Here is a 17,203-nt window from a genome sequence, read left to right as displayed (position 1 = left end):
CAGGGGGCAGCCGCCGCTCGAATGATCAAGCGTGGCCTTCAGGACCGTCCGGCCCGGGTACGAAGCGACATGACGAACCGCCGCACCTGCGGTGGCGGGCCTGAACACACGGTGGCCCTCGACTGAGGACTCAGCCGAGGGGCACCGAACGTTCTCTGCACGCGACCGCTACGAAAGAGCCGCAAGATGGTGTACAGCGATGGGTTCAGACAATTCCCGTGCAATCCAAGAAACCGTCTTCATCCCAGCAGCAAACCACGTACTCTCCCTCAAGTTCCCCGGTGTCGCATCCGGGTTCAATCCAGGGGATATTCGGGGAGTGAGACGACGATGCTTGCATTGATTCTCTCGCTTGCACCGTCCCCGCCGAGCCGAGCAGCAGCGAGGCGATCACGGAAACTATTGCCAGCGCTGCGATCGAGGTAAACCCCGATATTCTTGGCCGTTGACGAACGTTCGTTACTGGCCTCATCGCAAGACCTCGCCTTTCGCTCGCTGCCACACATGCCATAGATGCCGCACACGAGATGCAGACTTCTGGACACTTTCCGGGTTTCAGGCACGTGCGAGGCATCCAGATGCATGCCGACCGATGAAATCACCGCAGATAGAGATCAGTTCAGGGCGTGCAACCACCGTGCCACTGCCCCAATCCAGTCGCAACTGCGCAACTTACTCAAACTGCAAGCCCAGTTCACGGGCCTGTCGCGCATCCCCACTCTCTCATGCCATTATAGAAAAGCTCCCCGCGCCCGCGGGGGAGCAATGGAACGCGCTCTGCCCCAGCGAGACCATCTGCACGCCGGCCCGCCTCAAAATGAATGCCGGGCCGGGTGCGAGACCTCAGGAGAGCACGATTTCCGCATATCGTGCATCCCGAGCGACAATTCGTGACGCTAGCAGCCGCGACCGCCCTGGTCGTCGGATCCGCATCGCTCCCTTCCAGGGCATTTGCTGTATCGCCGCAGCAGCATTCCGTAACCGAGCCGGCAACGAGCCCGGCCATGGTGCAGAAAGTTCACCGGCTTTGCAGAGATATAACCCAGTCGGGAGGCCTCCCCCGGAACAGACGCCTGGGGTGACGCTCATGAGTCCGCGTGGTACCAGGAGGGCCTGTGCTCCGGCCGCCTGGTTGGAGGGAGTGCCGCAAGGACCGATACGCGCCTCCCGGTAGTGAACTGCTGCGGCGGTCACGGACTTGGGGCAGGCATTCCCGTTCCCTCGTGACCGCCGGCAGCTCGGTGACGGACTCACCACACATCGAGTGCGGTCACGGCGCCAGGGCCACCACCCTCACCCCGGGCATCTCCCGGGCCCTTACCGCGCCCGGCTCGGTGACCGTGCCGACCAGCCTGAGGTGCCCGGCCGCCCCGATCGACAGGGCCAGCGAGAGCAACTCGCCCAACTGCCTTCCGTCCAGGTCACGGTCGAGTCCGTCGGCCAGCACGGTGAGGGTCTGCATGGCCGACGGCACCTCTCCCGCGGTGTCCACCGCCAGCACTCCGGGACCGGTGAGCAGCACCAGGGCGAGGGCGAGATACCTCAGCTCGCCGTCGCCGAGCCGCCCGGCCGGGGTGGCCCGTCCCCCGCCCCTGCCGAGAACCGCCCGCAGCAAACCGTCCGGGAGCCGTTCGACGCCCAGTGCGGTCACCGTCCCCGCGCATCCGGCGTGCGCCGCGGCGACCAGCCGGGCATGGCGCTGCGCGCACTGCGTGTGCGTACGCTCCAGCACCGCCGCCAGGTTGTCGCAGCCGCGCCGCAGCCTGCCGTCACCGGCCGGCACGGGGGCCCGCATCCGCTGCGGTTGCGGTTCGCAGGGGAAGACCGACCTGAGGGCCACCACCATCTGCTCGGCGGCGGCCAGGACCCGTAACTGTCCCTCGGTACGGCCCGCGACCCGCAGCGGCAGCAGGGCCGTGCCGAGACGGTCGTCCGGCAGTGGCGCCCGCGTCACCGGGACCGCGCCCGCGGTGTGCCAGGCCGCCTGGACCGTGGCGCGTCCCGGGTCGCGCAGCGCGGTGGTGAGCAGGGTCTCGCCGCCGCCGGTCAGCCGTTCACCGACGATGCGGAGGGTGGGCTCCGCCTGGACGGCGACATCGAGCCGCACCGGTCCTGCCGGGCCGTCCGCCGTGCAGCCGATCCGGAAGCCGCGGCGGCCCTGCGCGTCGGCCGCGGCCCCCTCGGGCACGCAGGCCGCCGGATCGGGGAAGACCTCGTCCAGCGGGTCTCCGCCGCCCAGCCGCGCCAGTGCCTCGTACGCCCGTAACGCGCTCGACTTGCCGCTGCCGCCCGGCCCGCCGAAGAGCGTGACCGGACCGACGGGGAAGGCGGCGCCCCGGTGCGAGGCGAAGGCGGACAGCCGCAGTTCGGTGACGACGGGCCCGGCGGGGTGGACCCGCGTGCGTGCGTCGGGGGATGTGCCGTCCGGCGTGGTCGAACCGGTGGGCGGCAGCGGGAAGGTTTCGGGGCGGAGTGCGGTCATGGGCGGACGGTATGCAGGCCGTCAACAGAAGAACCGTTACGCCTGAACGACCTTCCTACGATCGGGGGACGTCCACCCACCTCGTACGCCCCACCTCGTACGCCCCACCTCGTACACCCCACCTCGTACACCCCACCTCGTATGCCCCACCTCGCACACTCCCTGCCACCGCCCGCCCCGGCAGCCCTCCTACGAACCGGGAAGGCCCGCCGCCGTGACTCCCTCGACCTCCATGCCGACCGGCGACAGCAGGAAGACATTCCGGTCGACACGGTGCATTCCGCTGCCGAGGCCGAAGACCACCCCGCTGGTGAAGTCCAGGATGCGCTTGGCCACATCCGTCTCGGCGCTGGTCAGGTCGAGCAGCACCGGAATCTGGGCGACCAGGTATTCGGCCACCTCCCGTGCGTCCGCGAAGACCTGGACCCGCAGCACGACGAGTCGCCGCTGTTCGGCCGTTTCGGTCTCGTCAGGAACCGTGCGGTGATCCACCCTGGACGGCCACTCGTTGCGGCTGCGCAGAGGTACGACCTGGGCAAGCCCCTCCCACTGCTCGTCCGTGACGTCGTACCTGTCGTACCTGCTCACCGGACCACCCCGTCTGTGCTTCGGTTGGCGTTGCGCCGGCTGCGCTCGCTGTTCATCGGGCAATTCTCTCGCCACTCACCCGTTCGGCGTACCACCGACACGGTTCATGGGCCGATCGACACCGCCGGTGACCCGTCCGCCGCTTCCCCGGCGGTCCTGTGCTGGTGGGTCTCCGCACTCATGTCGACGGGGGTGAACCGTACCGGAAGCCGGGACAGCGCGCGGTGGAAGGGGCCCGGACGCCACTTCAGGGCACTGGGCTCGACGGCCAGTTCCGCGTCGCAGAGCTGACTGGTGAGCTGCTCGATCGCGGTCATGGCGATGAGCAGCGCCGGCTGCTTCGCCGGGCAGCGGTGCGGGCCCGCGGACCAGGCCAGGTGGGCGCCGGCCCCGGAGCGGACCGCGGAGCCGGAAGGACCGGGCGTCGAGCGGGTGTTGGCCGCGGCATAGGAGACCAGGAGAAGTTGTCCCGCGCGCAGCCGCACGCCGTGGAACTCCGTGTCGTGGCGCGGGTAGTGGGCGGCGAGGTTGGCCAGCGGCGGGTTCTGCCAGAGGACCTCGTTGACCGCCTCGTGCGCCGTCATCGCGCCGCCGTGCAGCGAGCCGGCGTAGCGGGCGTCGGTGAGCATGTGCAGCAGCGCGTTGCCGATCAGATTGGTCGTCGGATCGTGGCCCGCGCTCATGATCAGGGTGATCTGACGCACAGTCTCGTCGTCGTCGAGATTGGCCGGGTGGCCCAGCAGGTACGAGGTGAGGTCGCGGCGCGGGCCGGCACGGCGGTCGGCGACCAGTGCGGTGACGACCTCGACGAGGTCCGCGTACGCGGCGGCGGCGTTCTCGGCGGAGTTGAACATGCCGACGACGCCGTTGACGATGCGTTCGCCGTCGCCCGGCTCCACCCCGAAACAGATCGCCAGGACGTGCAGCGGGAGCCGTCGGGCGTACTGGGCGATGAGGTCGGCGCTTCCGGTGGCGGCGAACTCGCCGATCAGGCGCCCCGCGACCCGGGTGACCTCGGCCCGCAGGGCGTGGGGCTCGATCAGCGCGAGGCTGTCGTTGATGGCGCCGCGGTAGCGGGCGTGCACGTCGCCGTCGCTGAACAGCGCAGTGCGGCGGTAGCCGAGCACGGGCAGGACCGGCGAGTCCTCGGGGACGGTGGCCTGCCAGGCGCGCGGATCCTTGGTGAAGGTGTGGGTGTCGCGGAGCAGATCGACAGCGGCCTGGTAGTCGGTGACCAGCAGGGCATCGATGCCGGGGGCGAGCCGGACGGGCGCGAGGGGGCCGTGTTCGCGCAGGCGCCGGTAGTGGCTCTGCGGGTCGGCGGCGAATTCCGGACCGTACAGGGCGAGCGGATCCGGCGGCTGTGCGAACGCTGTCATGACGGGTCCTCGGGCCTGGGCATCTTGGTGAGTACGTGCTCGGCCAGCGCGATCAGGGCATCGATGCTGCCGCGGCGTTCGCGGGCGTCGCACTGCACCAGCGGGGTCTCGGGGGCGAGGTCGAGGTGTTTGCGCAGGACCTCGTCGGTGTGGGCGGGGGCATCGGGGAAACGGTTGACCGCGACCGTGTACGGCAGGCCCTGCTCCTCGACCATGTCCATGACCGCGAAGGAGTCGGCGAGCCTGCGGGTGTCGACCAGGACGACCGCGCCGAGCGCACCGCGGGCGATGTCCTCCCAGAGCGGCAGGAACCGCTGCTGGCCGGGGGTGCCGAACATGTAGAGCACCAGGTCGTCCAGGACGGTCAGCCGGCCGAAGTCGACGGCGACGGTGGTCGTGGTCTTGTCCGGCAGCCCGGCGGTGTCGTCGAGCCGGGTGCTGGACTGGGTCATCGCCTCTTCGGTGTGGAGCGTGGCGATCTCCGACAGCGTACGGATCAGGGTGGTCTTGCCGACGCCGAACGGACCCGTGACGACGATCTTCATCAGGTTCCGGGCGGCGGGCGGCAGATAGCCGATGCCGGTGCGGTCAGTGGAGGGAGCGGAGTCCAACGAGCAGCCTCTCGACGAGCGACCGGTCGATCTCCCCGGCGCTGGGGACGGGCGGTCGGGTGTGCAGTTGTCCGGCGGCCGCGAGGTCCGTGGCCAGGAAGACGGTGGCGCTGACCGGCAGGTCCAGGTGGGCAGCGCACTCGACGACGGTGAGCGCCCCCGGTTCGAGCAGCTCGCAGAGTCGGCGCTGGTCCGAGCCGGTGTCCGGGGGCAGCTCGGTGTCGGCGCGCACGAGTATGTCGAGCCGGTCGAGCGCGGGACCGGCGGGCCGGGTCCGGCCGCCGGTGACCAGATAGGCGGGTATCAGACGGCGCCCCGGGCCGGAGGTCATGGCCGGGCGGCGGTGTCCGGCAGGCGGGCGGGTGCGTTCATCGCCCGGGTCAGGGCGGTGACCTGCACCTGCATCTGGTACGCGATGTCGCCGAGCTTGGCTCCGGGTTCCGCGAACAGGGCGAGTGTGGTGTTGTTCCCGGCCGGTACGACAATGGCGAAGCCCTGGTCGGACTCGACGACCGTCTGGGCCAGGCGCGGTGCCTCGACGTCGGTGAAGGCCGTGGTGAAGGCGCGTGCCGCGGCGTGCAGCGTGGCGGTCATGGCGGCGACCCGTTCGCCGGAGGCCCGGTCCAGGCCGGGTGAGGCGCCCTCGACGAGTCCGTCTCCGGTGGCGACCACGGCGTGCTGGACTCCGGGGAGCTCCAGCAGCGGGGTCAGTACCCATGCGAGGTCACCGGTGGTGGAAGTGGGGGCGCTCACGTCTGGTCGTCTCCTTGCTCGTCCCGGTCGTCCGGGTGGTCGTGGTCTTCCGGTGCCGGGGCGGATGGCGGCCCGGCGACGCTCCTGCCGTTGAGGGTGCCCTGCTGGAGTGCCGCCCAGGAAGCCCCGGCCTGCTCGGGTGTACGGGGCACCTGTTCGCACTCCGGGGCGGCGCCTGCGGGCGCCCGGGGGGCCGGGGCCGGGCGTGGTGCGCGACGACGTCGGCTGGGCAGCGCGGGGGCCTGTCCGCCGGCGGGTTGCGGCACGGGTGCGGTCTCCTGCTCGGTCGGCTCGGGAACGGTGGGCGAGGCGGGTGTCCGCACCGGCTTCGGGGCGAGGGCGGAGAGGCTGCGGTCGTCCTCCAGCACGGTCAGCAGATGGGCGGGGACGCGCAGGATCGCGCGCATGCCGCCGAACGGCGATTCCTCGATGTGGCAGTTGAAGCCGTACTGGAGCACCAGCCGGCCGACGACGGCGAAGCCGGTCTGCGGCGGATCGCCCAGCTCGGTCAGCAGGATCTCCGGCGGGCCCGCCACCAGGGCCCGTGCCCGGTCGAGCGCGTCGTCGTCCATGCCGATGCCCGCGTCGTCGACCATCAGGAACGCGCCCCGGCCGCCGCTCTGCTGGAGGGTGACCTGGACATCGGTGTCGGGGTGCGAGTAGGCGGTGGCGTTGGCCAGCAGTTCGGCCAGGGCGATGGCGAGGGGTTCGGCGGCACGGGCGACGAGGCCGAGCCGTTCGTCGCGCAGGTGGTTGGCGACCTTGACGCGTTCGTAACCGGCCACCCGGGACTGGGCGCCGAGCACGATCTCGACGAGCGGAGAGTTCTGGCGGGCGAGGCCGGGCCAGGCGTCGCAGAGCACCGCGGTGGCCTGGGTGCGTCGCAGCGCAAGTTCGTTGCGGAAGTCCAGTTGCAGGATGCGCGGGTCGTCGTACTCGTGCTGGAGCTCGTGCAGCAGCTGCTGGGACTGGTTGAGCAGGGACTGGATCTTGGCGGAGGTGCCGCGCATCGCCGCGCGGGCGGCCGCGTCGACGCGGCCCCGCTCCTCCAGGACGGCCGTGCGCGCGGCCTGCACCGCCTCGGTGAGCAGCCGCGCGGCATCGCCGTCGATCTCGGCCGCCTCCCGCAGTCCGGGGACCTGGGCGGTGGGGTGGGAGAGGGCGAGCGCGGCGACGGGTATCCGTTCCCGGGCCAACTGGCCGATCTCGTCGGTGAGGGCCGCGGTACGGGCCTCGGCGGCCTTCATCTGCCGTTCGGCCAGCTCGGCGCGGGCCGCGGCGATGCGTTGGGCCCGCGCCATGTTCTCCGCGTGGACCATCGCCGCCACGGCGGCGGCGACGGCGATCACCGCCACTATCCATCCCATGCCGTCACCGCGTTTCTGTTGTCGGACAGGTCGTCCGGGGAAAAGGGGTAGCCCTCCTGGCAGGAACGCCTCTACAGCTCCGCGGGCCCGGCCGGCGCATGCGGCTGCTCCAGTTCCTGAGCGACCACGGCGACCTCGGTCATCACCTGGAGCACTCCGGGCAGTTCGGAGCCGTCGAGCTGCCGGTACTCGCTGCCGAGGGTCACCACCAGCCGCTCGGGAAGCCCCAGCTCCGGGTAGCGCGCCTCGGCGATGACCCGGCGAGCGGCCTCGACGGCGGGGATACCGGCCGCGTGGAAGGCGTGGGCGCGCTCGCGCACGTACTCCAGGTACACGATGTGATCGCGTACCCCGGCCCGGTCGAGGAGCGGGCCGTGTCCCGGGACGACGGTCTCGGCGCCGGTGGCCAGCACCCGTTCGCAGGCCGAGATCAGATTGCTCAGCGGGCCCGCCCAGTGCACCGGGTGGTCGCCCGGCTGCTCCGGAGTGGAGGAGAAGATGATGTCCCCGGTGAACACGGCACCCTGCGCGGGCAGATGGACCATCAGGTCGCCGGTGGTGTGCGCGGACGGCAGCGCCGAGATCTGGACCGGGTACTCCCCCAGCGTCAGTTCGAGCTCGCCGGTGAAATAGGTGGTCGGAACCACCGGCTCGGTCCGCGACCAGTCGAAGGTGCCGAAGTGACGGGCGAGATACCCGCCGAGCGGGGTGGCCCGGTCGCCGGCCGCGACGAGTGCGTGCTGCTGCTGCGGCGTGGGTTCGTAGTGGATGTGCTCGCGGGCCTCGCGGGTCGCGATGATCTCCGCGTCCGGGAGTACGCCCGCGCCCCAGAAGTGGTCCCCGTTGGCGTGGGTGACGATCACCCGGTCGACCTGGACTCCGGCCGGCAGCCGCTTCGTGGACTCGGCCAGGAACTGACCGGCGAGCACGACGTCGTAGGGGGTGTCGATCCAGAGCGCGCCCCGGGGCGAGACGAGCAGACCGCAGTTGGCCAGCCCCCAGCCCCGTTTCGGCGGGAGCCATGCGTACAGGCCCCTGCCCAGGTCAACGACGTCTCCACCCGTGATCGACATGGACGCGATTATGCCGACCGAGATCCGGCCACGCGTTCGAACTCGGCCACCGCGGGGTTCCATTGGCGCAAAATCGACGCTCGCAATCCCGGATGACGCAGCCGCGGTAACCCTGCGAGACCGACACACCCCGCCCCCACCCGTCACCTTCCAGGCGATTGCCGCCAATTCACCCCACGATGCCACGCGTCCCGCCGAACACCCACCGGGCGGCCACCAAACGGGAATGCGCCGATTACCCACCGAGCATGGCCGAAAACAATCGCATGGCGACCTTCACCAAGACCTTCACCGAGACCTTCGGGGACGGCACCGGAAGGCACCGTCCCCGAAGGTCTCCGCGACTGCGAACCGGTCGCACCGATCGTGCGTTACCTGACCTGTCCGCCCTCGAAGTAGGCGATCAGCTCCGGGTCGAGGGCCGGCACCTCGAACGGCGTGCCGCCCTCGCGCAGGGACCGGGTCGCGAGCACACCGGCGGCGACGCTCATCCGGGCGGCGACCGGCGAGGTGTCGGTGACGCCCCCGTCGCGCACGAACCGGCAGAACTCCTCCATGATCCGGCTGTCCCCGCCACCGTGGGAGCCGTTGGCCTCCGGCACCCGGTAGGTGATGTCGGCCTCGGCCCGGTATCCGCTGGGGCCGGTGTTCCAGACCTTGACCTCGTCGCCGGGGCCGTCACCGAAGTTCTCCAGGCGCCCCTCGGTGCCGATGACGGTGTAGTTCCGCCAGTAGTCGGGGGTGAAGTGGCACTGCTGATAGGCGGCCACGACGCCGTTGTCGAGCTGCATGTTCATCACCGAGACGTCCTCGACGTCCACGATGTGGTGCAGGTCCTTGCGGGCCGTCGGCGGCCAGTCGAACTCGCGCAGCCAGTTCGCCGGGCGCGGGGTGTCCGGCTCCCGGCGCGGCAGGTCGCCATAGACGAGGAGGTCGCCGAGCGCGTTGACACGGCGGGTGTAGCCGCCGGCCAGCCAGTGCAGCACGTCGATGTCGTGCGCGGCCTTCTGGAGCAGCAGTCCGGTGGTGCGGGCCCGGTCGGCGTGCCAGTCCTTGAAGTAGTAGTCACCGCCGTACCCGACGAAGTGCCGCACCCAGACGGCCTTGGGCTCGCCGATGTCGCCGCGGGCGATGATGTCGCGCATCAGCCGCACGACGCCCATGTGGCGCATGTTGTGTCCGACGTACAGCCGGGTCCCGGTCTCGTACGCGGCGCGCAGGATGTTGTCGCAGCTCTCGACCGTGATCCCGAGCGGCTTCTCGACGAAGACTGCCTTGCCGGCCCGCAGCGCGTCGATGGCGATCGTCTCGTGGGTGTCGTCGGGAGTGGCGACGATGATCGCGTCGAGGTCGTCCCGGCCGAGGAGCTGCTTGTAATCCTCGACCGCGACATCGGCACCGAACTGCTCGGCCTCGCGCCGCCGCACCTCGGGGTCGAGGTCGCAGACGGCGGTGATCGCCGAGCCCTGTCCGGGGTGGTGGGCGGAGGTCGCGATGGAACGGCGCAGGCCGAGCCCGATGACGCCGAGTCGCAGGTCTGACACGGGGGTCCCTTCTGGTTGTGCTGGTGGTGCGGGCGGGTTCGTACGGGAATGGGTGCGGCCGATGCTCCTGCACGGCGACACACACATAGTTCACGACAGCGCACGCAAGTGGCAAGAGTTGCTCGTTTCATCGACTTAACGAGCATCATTTGGCATCGATCCGCCTCGGTACAAGCAAAGAACCACCGGGCACACAGAAACGGCGGGGCGCCGCCCCTCGTCCGGGACGACTCCCCGCCGTCGGGCGGCCGGTGCTCACACCGCGACGACCGTGACCCCGGCCTCCGTGAAGCGGGCGGTCGCCTCGGGGGTGATCCCCTCGTCGGTGACCAGGAAGTCGATCTGGGACAGGCCGCAGACCCGGGCGAAGGCCCGCTTGCCGATCTTCGAGGAGTCGGCGGCCACGACCACGCGCTGGGCCTGCTGGGCGAGCAGGCGGTTGATACTGGCCTCGCCTTCGTGGTGGACGTACGCGCCGCGCTCGGTGTCGATCGCGTTGACGCCGAGCACGGCGACGTCCAGCGTGATCTCGCCCAGGACCCCGCTGGCCAGCGGGCCCGTCAGCTCGTACGACTGAGGCCTGGCCACTCCGCCGGTCACCACGATCTTGATCTGCGGCCGGATCACCAGCTCGTTGGCGATGTTGAGGGCGTTGGTGACCACGGTCAGGGTCGGCTGCCCGCCCATCGCCGACGCGCCGTCACCGACGACGTCGGAGCGCACCGCCAACGAACGGGCGACCTCGGTCAGCGTCGTACCGCCGGTCAGTCCCACCACCTCGCCCACCGCCACCAGTTCGGAGACCGCGCGGCCGATGGCCTGCTTTTCCGGGGCGTGGCGTCCGGTCTTGTAGCGCAGGGCCAGTTCGTAACTGACGCCGTGCGCCACCGCGCCGCCGCGGGTACGGGTGAGCAGCTGCTGCTCGGCGAGCTGGTCCAGGTCGCGGCGGATGGTCGCGGCCGAGACGTCCAGCGTCGTGGCGGCGTCCTCGACGTCCACCCGGCCGTTCTTACCGACGAGTTCCAGCAGCGCGTTCCACCGGGCATCCCTGGACAAGGCACCTCTCCTCACAGGCCGGGCTTCGGGCACCCATCCCCTTGGGTACGGTCACCGGACACGCGCAAGCGTCGCACAAGGCTCCGCCCAGTCAAGCTTCCTGCACGCAGGATGCTTGATAATGCTCGCACAACCCGTATAACGTGCGTAAACGAGCATCCCACTACGAGTACGGAGTGCAGAAGTGTCATTTGTCGAGATCGAGACAGCCAGTCAGCCGGAATGCTGGCGTCGCGCCGCCGAGCTGGCCGAGACGCAGTCGGCCGCACTGCCCGCCACCGGCGAGCGCATCGCGGTCGTCGGCTGCGGCACCTCGTTCTACATGGCTCAGGCGTACGCCGCGCTCCGTGAGGGGTCCGGTCAGGGCGAGTCCGACGCCTTCGCCGCCTCGGAGTTCCCGTTCGGCCGCGGCTACGACCGGGTCGTCGCCCTCACCCGCTCGGGAACCACGACCGAGGTACTGGAACTGCTCGACCGGCTCCGTGGTGTCACCCGTACCGTGGCCATCACCGCCGACCCGAACACCCCGGTCATGACGGCGGCCGACGATGTCGTCGTGCTCGAATTCGCCGACGAGCAGTCCGTCGTGCAGACCCGGTTCGCGACCACCGCGTTCACCCTGCTCCGCGCCCACCTCGGTCTGCACACCGAGGAAGCGGTGCGCGACGCGGAGACCGCGCTGGCCGAGCCGCTGCCCGAGGGTCTGGTGGAGTGCACCCAGTTCACCTTCCTCGGCCGCGGCTGGACGGCGGGGCTCGCCAACGAGGCGGCGCTGAAGATGAAGGAGGCGTCGCTGTCCTGGACCGAGTCGTACCCCGCGATGGAGTACCGCCACGGCCCGATCAGCATCGCCACCGCCGGCACCGCGACCTGGATGTTCGGCACCGCCCCCGAGGGGCTCGCGGAGCAGGTGCTGGCGACCGGCGCCCGCTGGGTGGAGAGCGGCCTGGACCCGCTGGCCGACCTGGTGCGCGTGCAGCGTCTGGCGATCGCCCGTGCCACCGCCCGTGGTCTGGACCCGGACAGCCCCCGCCACCTGACCCGCTCCGTCGTACTCACGGACGCCTGACCGGCCGGTGCGCATCATCGAGCACACCTTCGGCGATCCCTGTCCCTGCGAAGGCGATCCCGCCGAAGGCGCTCGCGGAGCTGCTCCCGGGGCTGCTCACGGAACCGGGACCCCTCGCGAAGCCCTTCACCGGGGTGTTCGCGAGGGGTTCCTCGCCAGGCCGCAGCACGGACCGGACGGCGACCCGGAGGTCGGGGTGCTCGTGCTCTCCGGGTCCAGCGGGCGGATCGAGGAAGAGCGGTGCCGGCTCCTGGCCCGGGAGGGCATGGCCGCCCTGTCGATCCGCTGGTTCGGCGGCTGTGGACAGCCTCCGGGCATCTGCGAGGTCCCGTTGGAGACGTTCGAGCCCGCGATCGAGGTACTGCGCGCGGGCGGCGCGCGGCGGACAGGCGTCCTCGGTACGTCCAAGGGCGCGGAGGCCGCTCTGCACCTGTCGGTGCTCCTGCCCGGCGTGGACGCCGTGGTGGCGCTCTCGCCGACGTCCCTCACCTGGGCGAACGTCGGGCCCGGAACCGATGGACAGGACCGGCCGTGCCGGTCCTCCTGGACCTGGCGCGGTGAGCCGCTGCCGTTCGTCCCCTACGACGACTCCTGGGCACCCGCGCCCGCACGGCCCGAGGGCGGTCCGGTCGCCGTTCGCGGCTGGTACGAGCAGAGCCGGCGCACGTTCGCCGACCGGGTCGACGCGGCGAGGATCCCGGTGGAGAGGTCCGGCGCCGAGCTCGTCCTGGTCGCGGGCGGCGACGACGAGATGTGGCCCTCGCTGCCCTGCGCCGAGGAGCTGGCCGACCGCCGCAGAGCGGCCGGCCTGCCCGTACGGGTCGTCGGCAGCCCCGACGCGGGACACCGTCCGCGGCTGCCCGGCGAGGGCCCGGCGCCCGCCTCCGCGCAGTTCCGGTACGGAGGATCGGCCGCGGCGGACGCGGCGCTCGGGTCGGCCGCCTGGCCGCACATCCTCGACGCGCTGCGCGGCACGCACGGCCCGGCCTGAGGACCGTGCGGAGGCCGGCGGGCGGGACGGGGCCGCCGGCCTCGCCCACACGGCCCTCGGGTCAGGACTCCTCGAAGTAGGCGTCCAGAACCTCGTCGAGTTCCGCCGCCCACTCCTTGAGGCTGCTCCTGGCCGGCGCCTCGACCTCGGCGTTGAACCACCGGCGGGTCGACATGTGGACCGTGACGGTGAACCGGCGGCCGAACCGGGGCAGCTTCACCTCGACGGCGCCGATCTCGTCCCACCGGAAATCGGCTTCCTGGTCATCCAGCCGGAACCGGACTCCCGCACGGTCCGCGGTGATCGAGCCGCGACGGTCGCTCACCTCGAAGGAGGGGCCGTCCGCCGCCTCCTTGTCGTCGGCCGCATCGGACACGGCCTCCGCCTCGTCGCCGTCGTCGGGGGCGGCGGCGTCGGCCGCTCCCTCCTGCGCCGCTTCCCGCTCCGGCTGTTCCTGCTCCGCCTGTTCCGGTTCTGTCTGCTCCAAGTCTGGCTGCTCCAGGCTCGTGTCCGGTTTGCCGGCCTTGACGGGGGCCGTGAGACCGGGGATGAACGCCGGGTCTGTCCCTGCGGCGTATCCGGGCTGAGTGTTCGGATCTATGCGCTGCTCCACGGCGGGCAGTATGGCCGACGAACCTGTACCGGGCCAACGAACCCGCCCCGAAACACCTGTGAACCGCCCCGGTGACGGGCTACGGAACCGCTCCTCGCGCCGCCAGGAGTCCGCTCACCCGGTCCAGCGGGAGGGCCGGGACGTGGTGGCCGGCCCGGCCGGTCATCGGGTGCGCGCCGGTGAGCACATTGAGCACCGCCTCCTCCACCGACTCGACCACCGCGCAGTAGAAGGGGTCCATCCGGCCCCAGGGCACGAACCGCATCGACTCGTACGGCGCGCTGCCGTCGTCCTCGGGAAACGTACTGGTCAACGCGGACGGGTTGGCCGTGGAGAAAGCCAGGAACAGGTCCCCGGAGAAGTGACTGCCGGTAGTGCCGGTACGGGCCAGGCCGAGCGTCACCCGGCGGGCCAGCGCCTTGCACTGACCCGGCAGCAGCGGGGCGTCGGTCGCCACGACCACGATCACCGAGCCCGCGCCGGGCGGCACCGGGCGCTCCCCGTCGGGCGCCGCCTCGGGGGCCGTCGCCCCGACAGGGTCGGTCAGCTCGCGCCCCACCGGCACACCGGCCACCACCAGTTCGCGCCGGGCGCCGAAGTTGGCCTGGACGAAGGCTCCGACGGTGTACCGGTCCTCGCCGTACTCCACCACACGTGACGCGGTCCCCGAGCCGCCTTTGAAGCCGTAGCAGCGCATGCCCGTGCCGCCGCCGACGCATCCTTCCTCGACCGGGCCCGACGCCGCCGCCCCGATCGCCTCCCCCGCGTGACGGGACTCCACGGCCGAGCCGTGGATGTCGTTGAGGTGGCCGTCCCAGGTCTCCGTGACGACCGGCAGCAGCCACTCCGGCGCCATGCCCACACAGTTGGCGCGCACCCACTCGACCACTCCCCGGTGCACCGGGCCGACCGCGTACGTATTGGTGATGACCACCGGAACGGCCAGCGAGCCGGTCTCCTCGATCCACGCGGTGCCGGTCATCTCACCATTGCCGTTGAACGAGTGCCAGCCGGCCGCGCAGGGGGTGCCCACACCCTCCCGGCCGCGCGGCAGCAGCGCGGTCACTCCGGTGCGTACGTCGTCGCCGTCGACGAGGGTGACGTATCCGACCTCGACGCCCGGCACATCCGTGATCGCGTTCCACCTCCCGGGCTCACCGGTCAGGGGAATGCCCAACCCACGTGCGCGCCTGCGCTCTTCACCCGGGTGATCTCCGCTCATGCGGACAGAGGTTACGGTGCGGGGTGGTTCCCGACAACGATCGCGGTGAGCAGTAGCCCGCCCTCGGCCAGCCAGCGGCCGCTGAAACGGTCGGGGACCGCCCTCACTCCCGTCCCGGCCGCCGGTTCCAGGTCGGAGACCAGCAGTTCGGCCGTGAAGCTGCCGTCGAGGCGGAGCTCGATGTCGGCCTCCTCGAAGCCCAGCCAGCGGTGGGTGAGCGGGAACCAGGCCTTGTACACGGCCTCCTTCGCGCTGAACAGCAGACGGTCCCAGTTGATCCCCGGTTGCTCCAGGCGCAGTTCGCGCTCGCGCCGCTGCTCCGTCACCAGCGCGATGCTGCTGTGCACGTCGCCGGGCAGCGGCGCGTCGCCCTCGGCATCGATGCCGACGGTGAGCAGGTCCGTCCGGTGGGCCACGGCGGCAGCCCGGTAGCCGGTGCAGTGGGTCAGGCTCCCGACCGTGTTCTGCGGCCAGAGCGGTGCACCGCGCTCGCCCTTGAGGATGGGGACGGGGGCGATGCCCAGCGATCCGAGGGCGCGGCGGGCGCAGTGACGCGTCGTGACGAACTCCCCGAGGCGCTTCGCCACGAATCCGCGGGTCAGCTGCTCCTCTCCGGGCAGGAGTGCGGCATCGGGCAGGTCGGAGAACGCCTCTGCCACGGCTACCCGGGACGGCAGAATTTTCTCGATCATGATCTCCTCTTACCGGCTGGACAGCACCATCCTGCCTGGTGCGCGGAGCTCGCCCAACCGCCCGGTGGCCACGGAGCCCTGGGCACATGACCTCATGGCCCGGAACTCATGGCCCGGAACTCAGGACTCAGGACTCGGGAGCCGGGACGGCCCGGGAGTCGGCGAGCTTCGGCCAGCGGATCTGTGTGGCACACAGGGACACCAGGATCGCCGAGGCGGCGACGGCGCCCATGCCCCCTCACGGCCGCGACACCCAGGGCGACGCAGGCGAAGCCGGTCAGCGTCGGCACGACACCGCCGGCCAGCAGGGCGAGTGCCAGCCCGGCACCGGCCACCACGCCGCCGACGCGGACGATGCGCCCGTCGCCCCAGCGGCTGCGCCAGCCGTCGGCGAAGACGCGGGCCAGCACCATCATGACCGAGACCACCGCGATGCCCATGGGCGCCAGTTCCGACGCAGCGTCGACCACGTCCTTCATGTAGAGCGCGGACCAGTCGTTCATGGCGCCTTCGGTGACCGTGCCGAACACCATCGCGCAGCCCATCCATACCGTCACGCGAGCCGGCATGCTCAGCCTGCGACGCCGCTTCCCCTGCCGGTAACCCGGCGGGCATCGCGGCGCAGCGCCCCCGGGGCCGGGCGCCATGGCGCGCGCGGCTCAGCGGGCGGTGGCGGACGCCTCGCGCACGGCGGTTGCGACCGGCTCCAGGACCTCGATGGGGCGCAGCAGGTCCCCGTAGGCGATCGGCGGCGTGCCGGTGCGCGCCATCTCCAGGAACACGTGAAGGCCGGGCAGGCAGTAGTCCGCGCCCGGGGTCAGGGTCTGCTGGACCATGCTCTGCCGGGTGAACGTCATTGCATGGAAAGGGATCTGATCCGCGCTGCCCGGCTTGACGAGGTTCACGACGACGCGGGTGTCACCGGCGATGAACGATGCGACGACCGTGGTGCCGGTGATGTCGGTCCGTACGCCGGAGATCTCGCCGGGGGCGAGCCGGAGGGCGATGTCCACCGCGTGGATGCCGTAGAAGAAGATTCCGCCGTGGTCGCCGGCGGGATCGGCGGGCCCGGACACCACGACCAGCTCCGGCCGGCCTCCCGGCGCGGACCGGGCCACCAGCGCCTCGGTGTCGGGGATCCAGCGGAGCGCCGAGGACGAGGTGAGCGGCGCGCCGTGAGCGCGTGCGGTGTCGATCATGACCCGGGCGTCCGCGACGGTGCGGCTGAGGGGCTTGTCGACGAAGACCGGAAGGCCCTGCGCCAGGAAGGGGACCGCCTGGTCCCGGTGGTTCGCGCCGTCCCGGTCCGCGACGACGACGGCGTCGACCAGCCCGAGCAGGCCGGCCGGCTCGTCGACGATCGCCGGTATCCCTCCGGCGCGCGCCAGCGTGACGTTGCGCCGGCCGCGCCCACCGCTGAGCGCCACGACGCGCGCTTCTCCATCGGCCTTCTCGACATTGAGGTGGCGGACGATCTGGTCGACATGGCTGTTGTCGGTGCCGACGATCCCGATGCGCATCCGGAGAGCTTCCCTTCGAGGTGACAGGCTCGGGCCTGTCCGGCGGATCATGGCCGGGGCCGCCCCGCAGCGGCCCACCGCACCCGATTGACCAGAACCTGGCTTACGGGGTGCCGGGGGCCCGGCCGGCTCGGCGCGGCGCACGGTCGAGTTTCGCACAGCCGTCCAGGCGTCCGAAGTCCCGTCGAAGAGCAGGCCACAGGCCCCTCGACCGGCTGCCCCGCTCTCGTTCCGCCTCATTCG

The 17,203-nt window shown here is 71.2% G+C and carries 16 protein-coding genes and 1 pseudogene; 2 read left to right on the top strand and 15 right to left on the bottom strand.

Features of this window, described 5'->3' with window-relative positions; genetic code table 11:
- Window positions 1–1,270: 1,270 nt before the first annotated feature.
- The 10 genes from ACIRJP_RS12005 to ACIRJP_RS11960 all read right to left on the bottom strand — a co-directional run bounded on the left by ACIRJP_RS12005 (window position 1,271) and on the right by ACIRJP_RS11960 (window position 10,853).
- Window positions 1,271–2,482 (bottom strand): ATP-binding protein, encoded by a 1,212-nt coding sequence (locus ACIRJP_RS12005; RefSeq protein ID WP_404171590.1) that lies wholly within the window; start codon window positions 2,480–2,482, stop codon window positions 1,271–1,273.
- Window positions 2,483–2,671: 189 nt separating this feature from the next.
- Window positions 2,672–3,070: a cell division protein SepF gene (locus ACIRJP_RS12000; RefSeq protein ID WP_266729164.1), complete on the bottom strand. Its 399-nt coding sequence runs from the start codon at window positions 3,068–3,070 to the stop codon at window positions 2,672–2,674.
- A 104-nt stretch (window positions 3,071–3,174) separates the two neighbouring features.
- Window positions 3,175–4,449: a cytochrome P450 gene (locus ACIRJP_RS11995; RefSeq protein WP_404171587.1), complete on the bottom strand. Its 1,275-nt coding sequence runs from the start codon at window positions 4,447–4,449 to the stop codon at window positions 3,175–3,177.
- Window positions 4,446–5,060 carry a GTP-binding protein gene (locus ACIRJP_RS11990; protein ID WP_404171584.1) on the bottom strand — a complete coding sequence of 205 codons (615 nt, stop codon included), beginning with the start codon at window positions 5,058–5,060 and terminating at the stop codon, window positions 4,446–4,448. The genes ACIRJP_RS11995 and ACIRJP_RS11990 overlap by 4 nt, the downstream gene beginning before the upstream one ends.
- Complete coding sequence (locus ACIRJP_RS11985; RefSeq protein ID WP_404171581.1) at window positions 5,038–5,391, bottom strand: DUF742 domain-containing protein; 354 nt, start codon at window positions 5,389–5,391, stop codon at window positions 5,038–5,040. Before ACIRJP_RS11985 ends, ACIRJP_RS11990 begins: the two co-directional genes overlap by 23 nt.
- Window positions 5,388–5,813 (bottom strand): roadblock/LC7 domain-containing protein, encoded by a 426-nt coding sequence (locus ACIRJP_RS11980; RefSeq protein WP_266729168.1) that lies wholly within the window; start codon window positions 5,811–5,813, stop codon window positions 5,388–5,390. The genes ACIRJP_RS11985 and ACIRJP_RS11980 overlap by 4 nt, the downstream gene beginning before the upstream one ends.
- Entirely contained in the window at window positions 5,810–7,180 is a 1,371-nt protein-coding gene (locus ACIRJP_RS11975; RefSeq protein ID WP_404171578.1) for an ATP-binding protein, read from the bottom strand. The genes ACIRJP_RS11980 and ACIRJP_RS11975 overlap by 4 nt, the downstream gene beginning before the upstream one ends.
- Window positions 7,181–7,251: 71 nt before the next feature.
- Window positions 7,252–8,253 carry an MBL fold metallo-hydrolase gene (locus ACIRJP_RS11970; RefSeq protein ID WP_404171575.1) on the bottom strand — a complete coding sequence of 334 codons (1,002 nt, stop codon included), beginning with the start codon at window positions 8,251–8,253 and terminating at the stop codon, window positions 7,252–7,254.
- 371 nt (window positions 8,254–8,624) lie between these two features.
- Window positions 8,625–9,797 (bottom strand): Gfo/Idh/MocA family protein, encoded by a 1,173-nt coding sequence (locus ACIRJP_RS11965; RefSeq protein ID WP_404171572.1) that lies wholly within the window; start codon window positions 9,795–9,797, stop codon window positions 8,625–8,627.
- A 255-nt stretch (window positions 9,798–10,052) separates the two neighbouring features.
- The gene (locus tag ACIRJP_RS11960) at window positions 10,053–10,853 is read right to left on the bottom strand and encodes a DeoR/GlpR family DNA-binding transcription regulator (RefSeq protein ID WP_404171569.1); all 801 of its coding nucleotides are present in this window, start codon (window positions 10,851–10,853) and stop codon (window positions 10,053–10,055) included.
- Window positions 10,854–11,037: 184 nt separating this feature from the next.
- Between ACIRJP_RS11960 and ACIRJP_RS11955 the strand changes: the two genes are divergently transcribed.
- Together ACIRJP_RS11955 and ACIRJP_RS11950 are read left to right on the top strand one after the other, a co-directional pair.
- Window positions 11,038–11,922 carry an SIS domain-containing protein gene (locus ACIRJP_RS11955; protein ID WP_266729173.1) on the top strand — a complete coding sequence of 295 codons (885 nt, stop codon included), beginning with the start codon at window positions 11,038–11,040 and terminating at the stop codon, window positions 11,920–11,922.
- 196 nt (window positions 11,923–12,118) lie between these two features.
- A complete protein-coding gene (locus tag ACIRJP_RS11950) occupies window positions 12,119–12,913 on the top strand; it encodes an acyl-CoA thioester hydrolase/BAAT C-terminal domain-containing protein (protein WP_404171565.1) in 795 nt (264 codons plus the stop codon).
- Window positions 12,914–12,974: 61 nt separating this feature from the next.
- On the opposite strand, the gene ACIRJP_RS11945 is transcribed toward ACIRJP_RS11950, so the two are convergent.
- The 5 genes and pseudogenes from ACIRJP_RS11945 to ACIRJP_RS11925 form a co-directional block, all read right to left on the bottom strand.
- Window positions 12,975–13,526: a hypothetical protein gene (locus ACIRJP_RS11945; protein ID WP_404171562.1), complete on the bottom strand. Its 552-nt coding sequence runs from the start codon at window positions 13,524–13,526 to the stop codon at window positions 12,975–12,977.
- A 79-nt stretch (window positions 13,527–13,605) separates the two neighbouring features.
- Complete coding sequence (locus ACIRJP_RS11940; RefSeq protein ID WP_404171559.1) at window positions 13,606–14,748, bottom strand: P1 family peptidase; 1,143 nt, start codon at window positions 14,746–14,748, stop codon at window positions 13,606–13,608.
- A gap of 11 nt (window positions 14,749–14,759) precedes the next feature.
- Entirely contained in the window at window positions 14,760–15,440 is a 681-nt protein-coding gene (locus tag ACIRJP_RS11935; protein WP_404171556.1) for a 4'-phosphopantetheinyl transferase, read from the bottom strand.
- A gap of 127 nt (window positions 15,441–15,567) precedes the next feature.
- A pseudogene (locus ACIRJP_RS11930) lies at window positions 15,568–16,030 on the bottom strand (MFS transporter); the annotation flags it as partial.
- Window positions 16,031–16,099: 69 nt separating this feature from the next.
- Window positions 16,100–16,960 carry a Gfo/Idh/MocA family protein gene (locus ACIRJP_RS11925; protein ID WP_404171553.1) on the bottom strand — a complete coding sequence of 287 codons (861 nt, stop codon included), beginning with the start codon at window positions 16,958–16,960 and terminating at the stop codon, window positions 16,100–16,102.
- Window positions 16,961–17,203 lie beyond the last annotated feature (243 nt).

The organism is Streptomyces sp. NPDC102437, from assembly GCF_044765565.1.
GTDB lineage: Bacteria > Actinomycetota > Actinomycetes > Streptomycetales > Streptomycetaceae > Streptomyces.
This window is presented reverse-complemented; position numbering and strand designations above follow the sequence as displayed.

Coding starts and splice junctions, on each gene's coding strand:
- ACIRJP_RS11970 (WP_404171575.1), bottom strand. CDS start 8,253: ATGTCGATCACGGGTGGAGACGTCGTTGACCTGGGCAGGGGCCTGTAC.
- ACIRJP_RS12005 (WP_404171590.1), bottom strand. CDS start 2,482: ATGACCGCACTCCGCCCCGAAACCTTCCCGCTGCCGCCCACCGGTTCG.
- ACIRJP_RS11925 (WP_404171553.1), bottom strand. CDS start 16,960: ATGCGCATCGGGATCGTCGGCACCGACAACAGCCATGTCGACCAGATC.
- ACIRJP_RS11940 (WP_404171559.1), bottom strand. CDS start 14,748: ATGAGCGGAGATCACCCGGGTGAAGAGCGCAGGCGCGCACGTGGGTTG.
- ACIRJP_RS11985 (WP_404171581.1), bottom strand. CDS start 5,391: ATGACCTCCGGCCCGGGGCGCCGTCTGATACCCGCCTATCTGGTCACC.
- ACIRJP_RS11975 (WP_404171578.1), bottom strand. CDS start 7,180: ATGGGATGGATAGTGGCGGTGATCGCCGTCGCCGCCGCCGTGGCGGCG.
- ACIRJP_RS11935 (WP_404171556.1), bottom strand. CDS start 15,440: ATGATCGAGAAAATTCTGCCGTCCCGGGTAGCCGTGGCAGAGGCGTTC.
- ACIRJP_RS11995 (WP_404171587.1), bottom strand. CDS start 4,449: ATGACAGCGTTCGCACAGCCGCCGGATCCGCTCGCCCTGTACGGTCCG.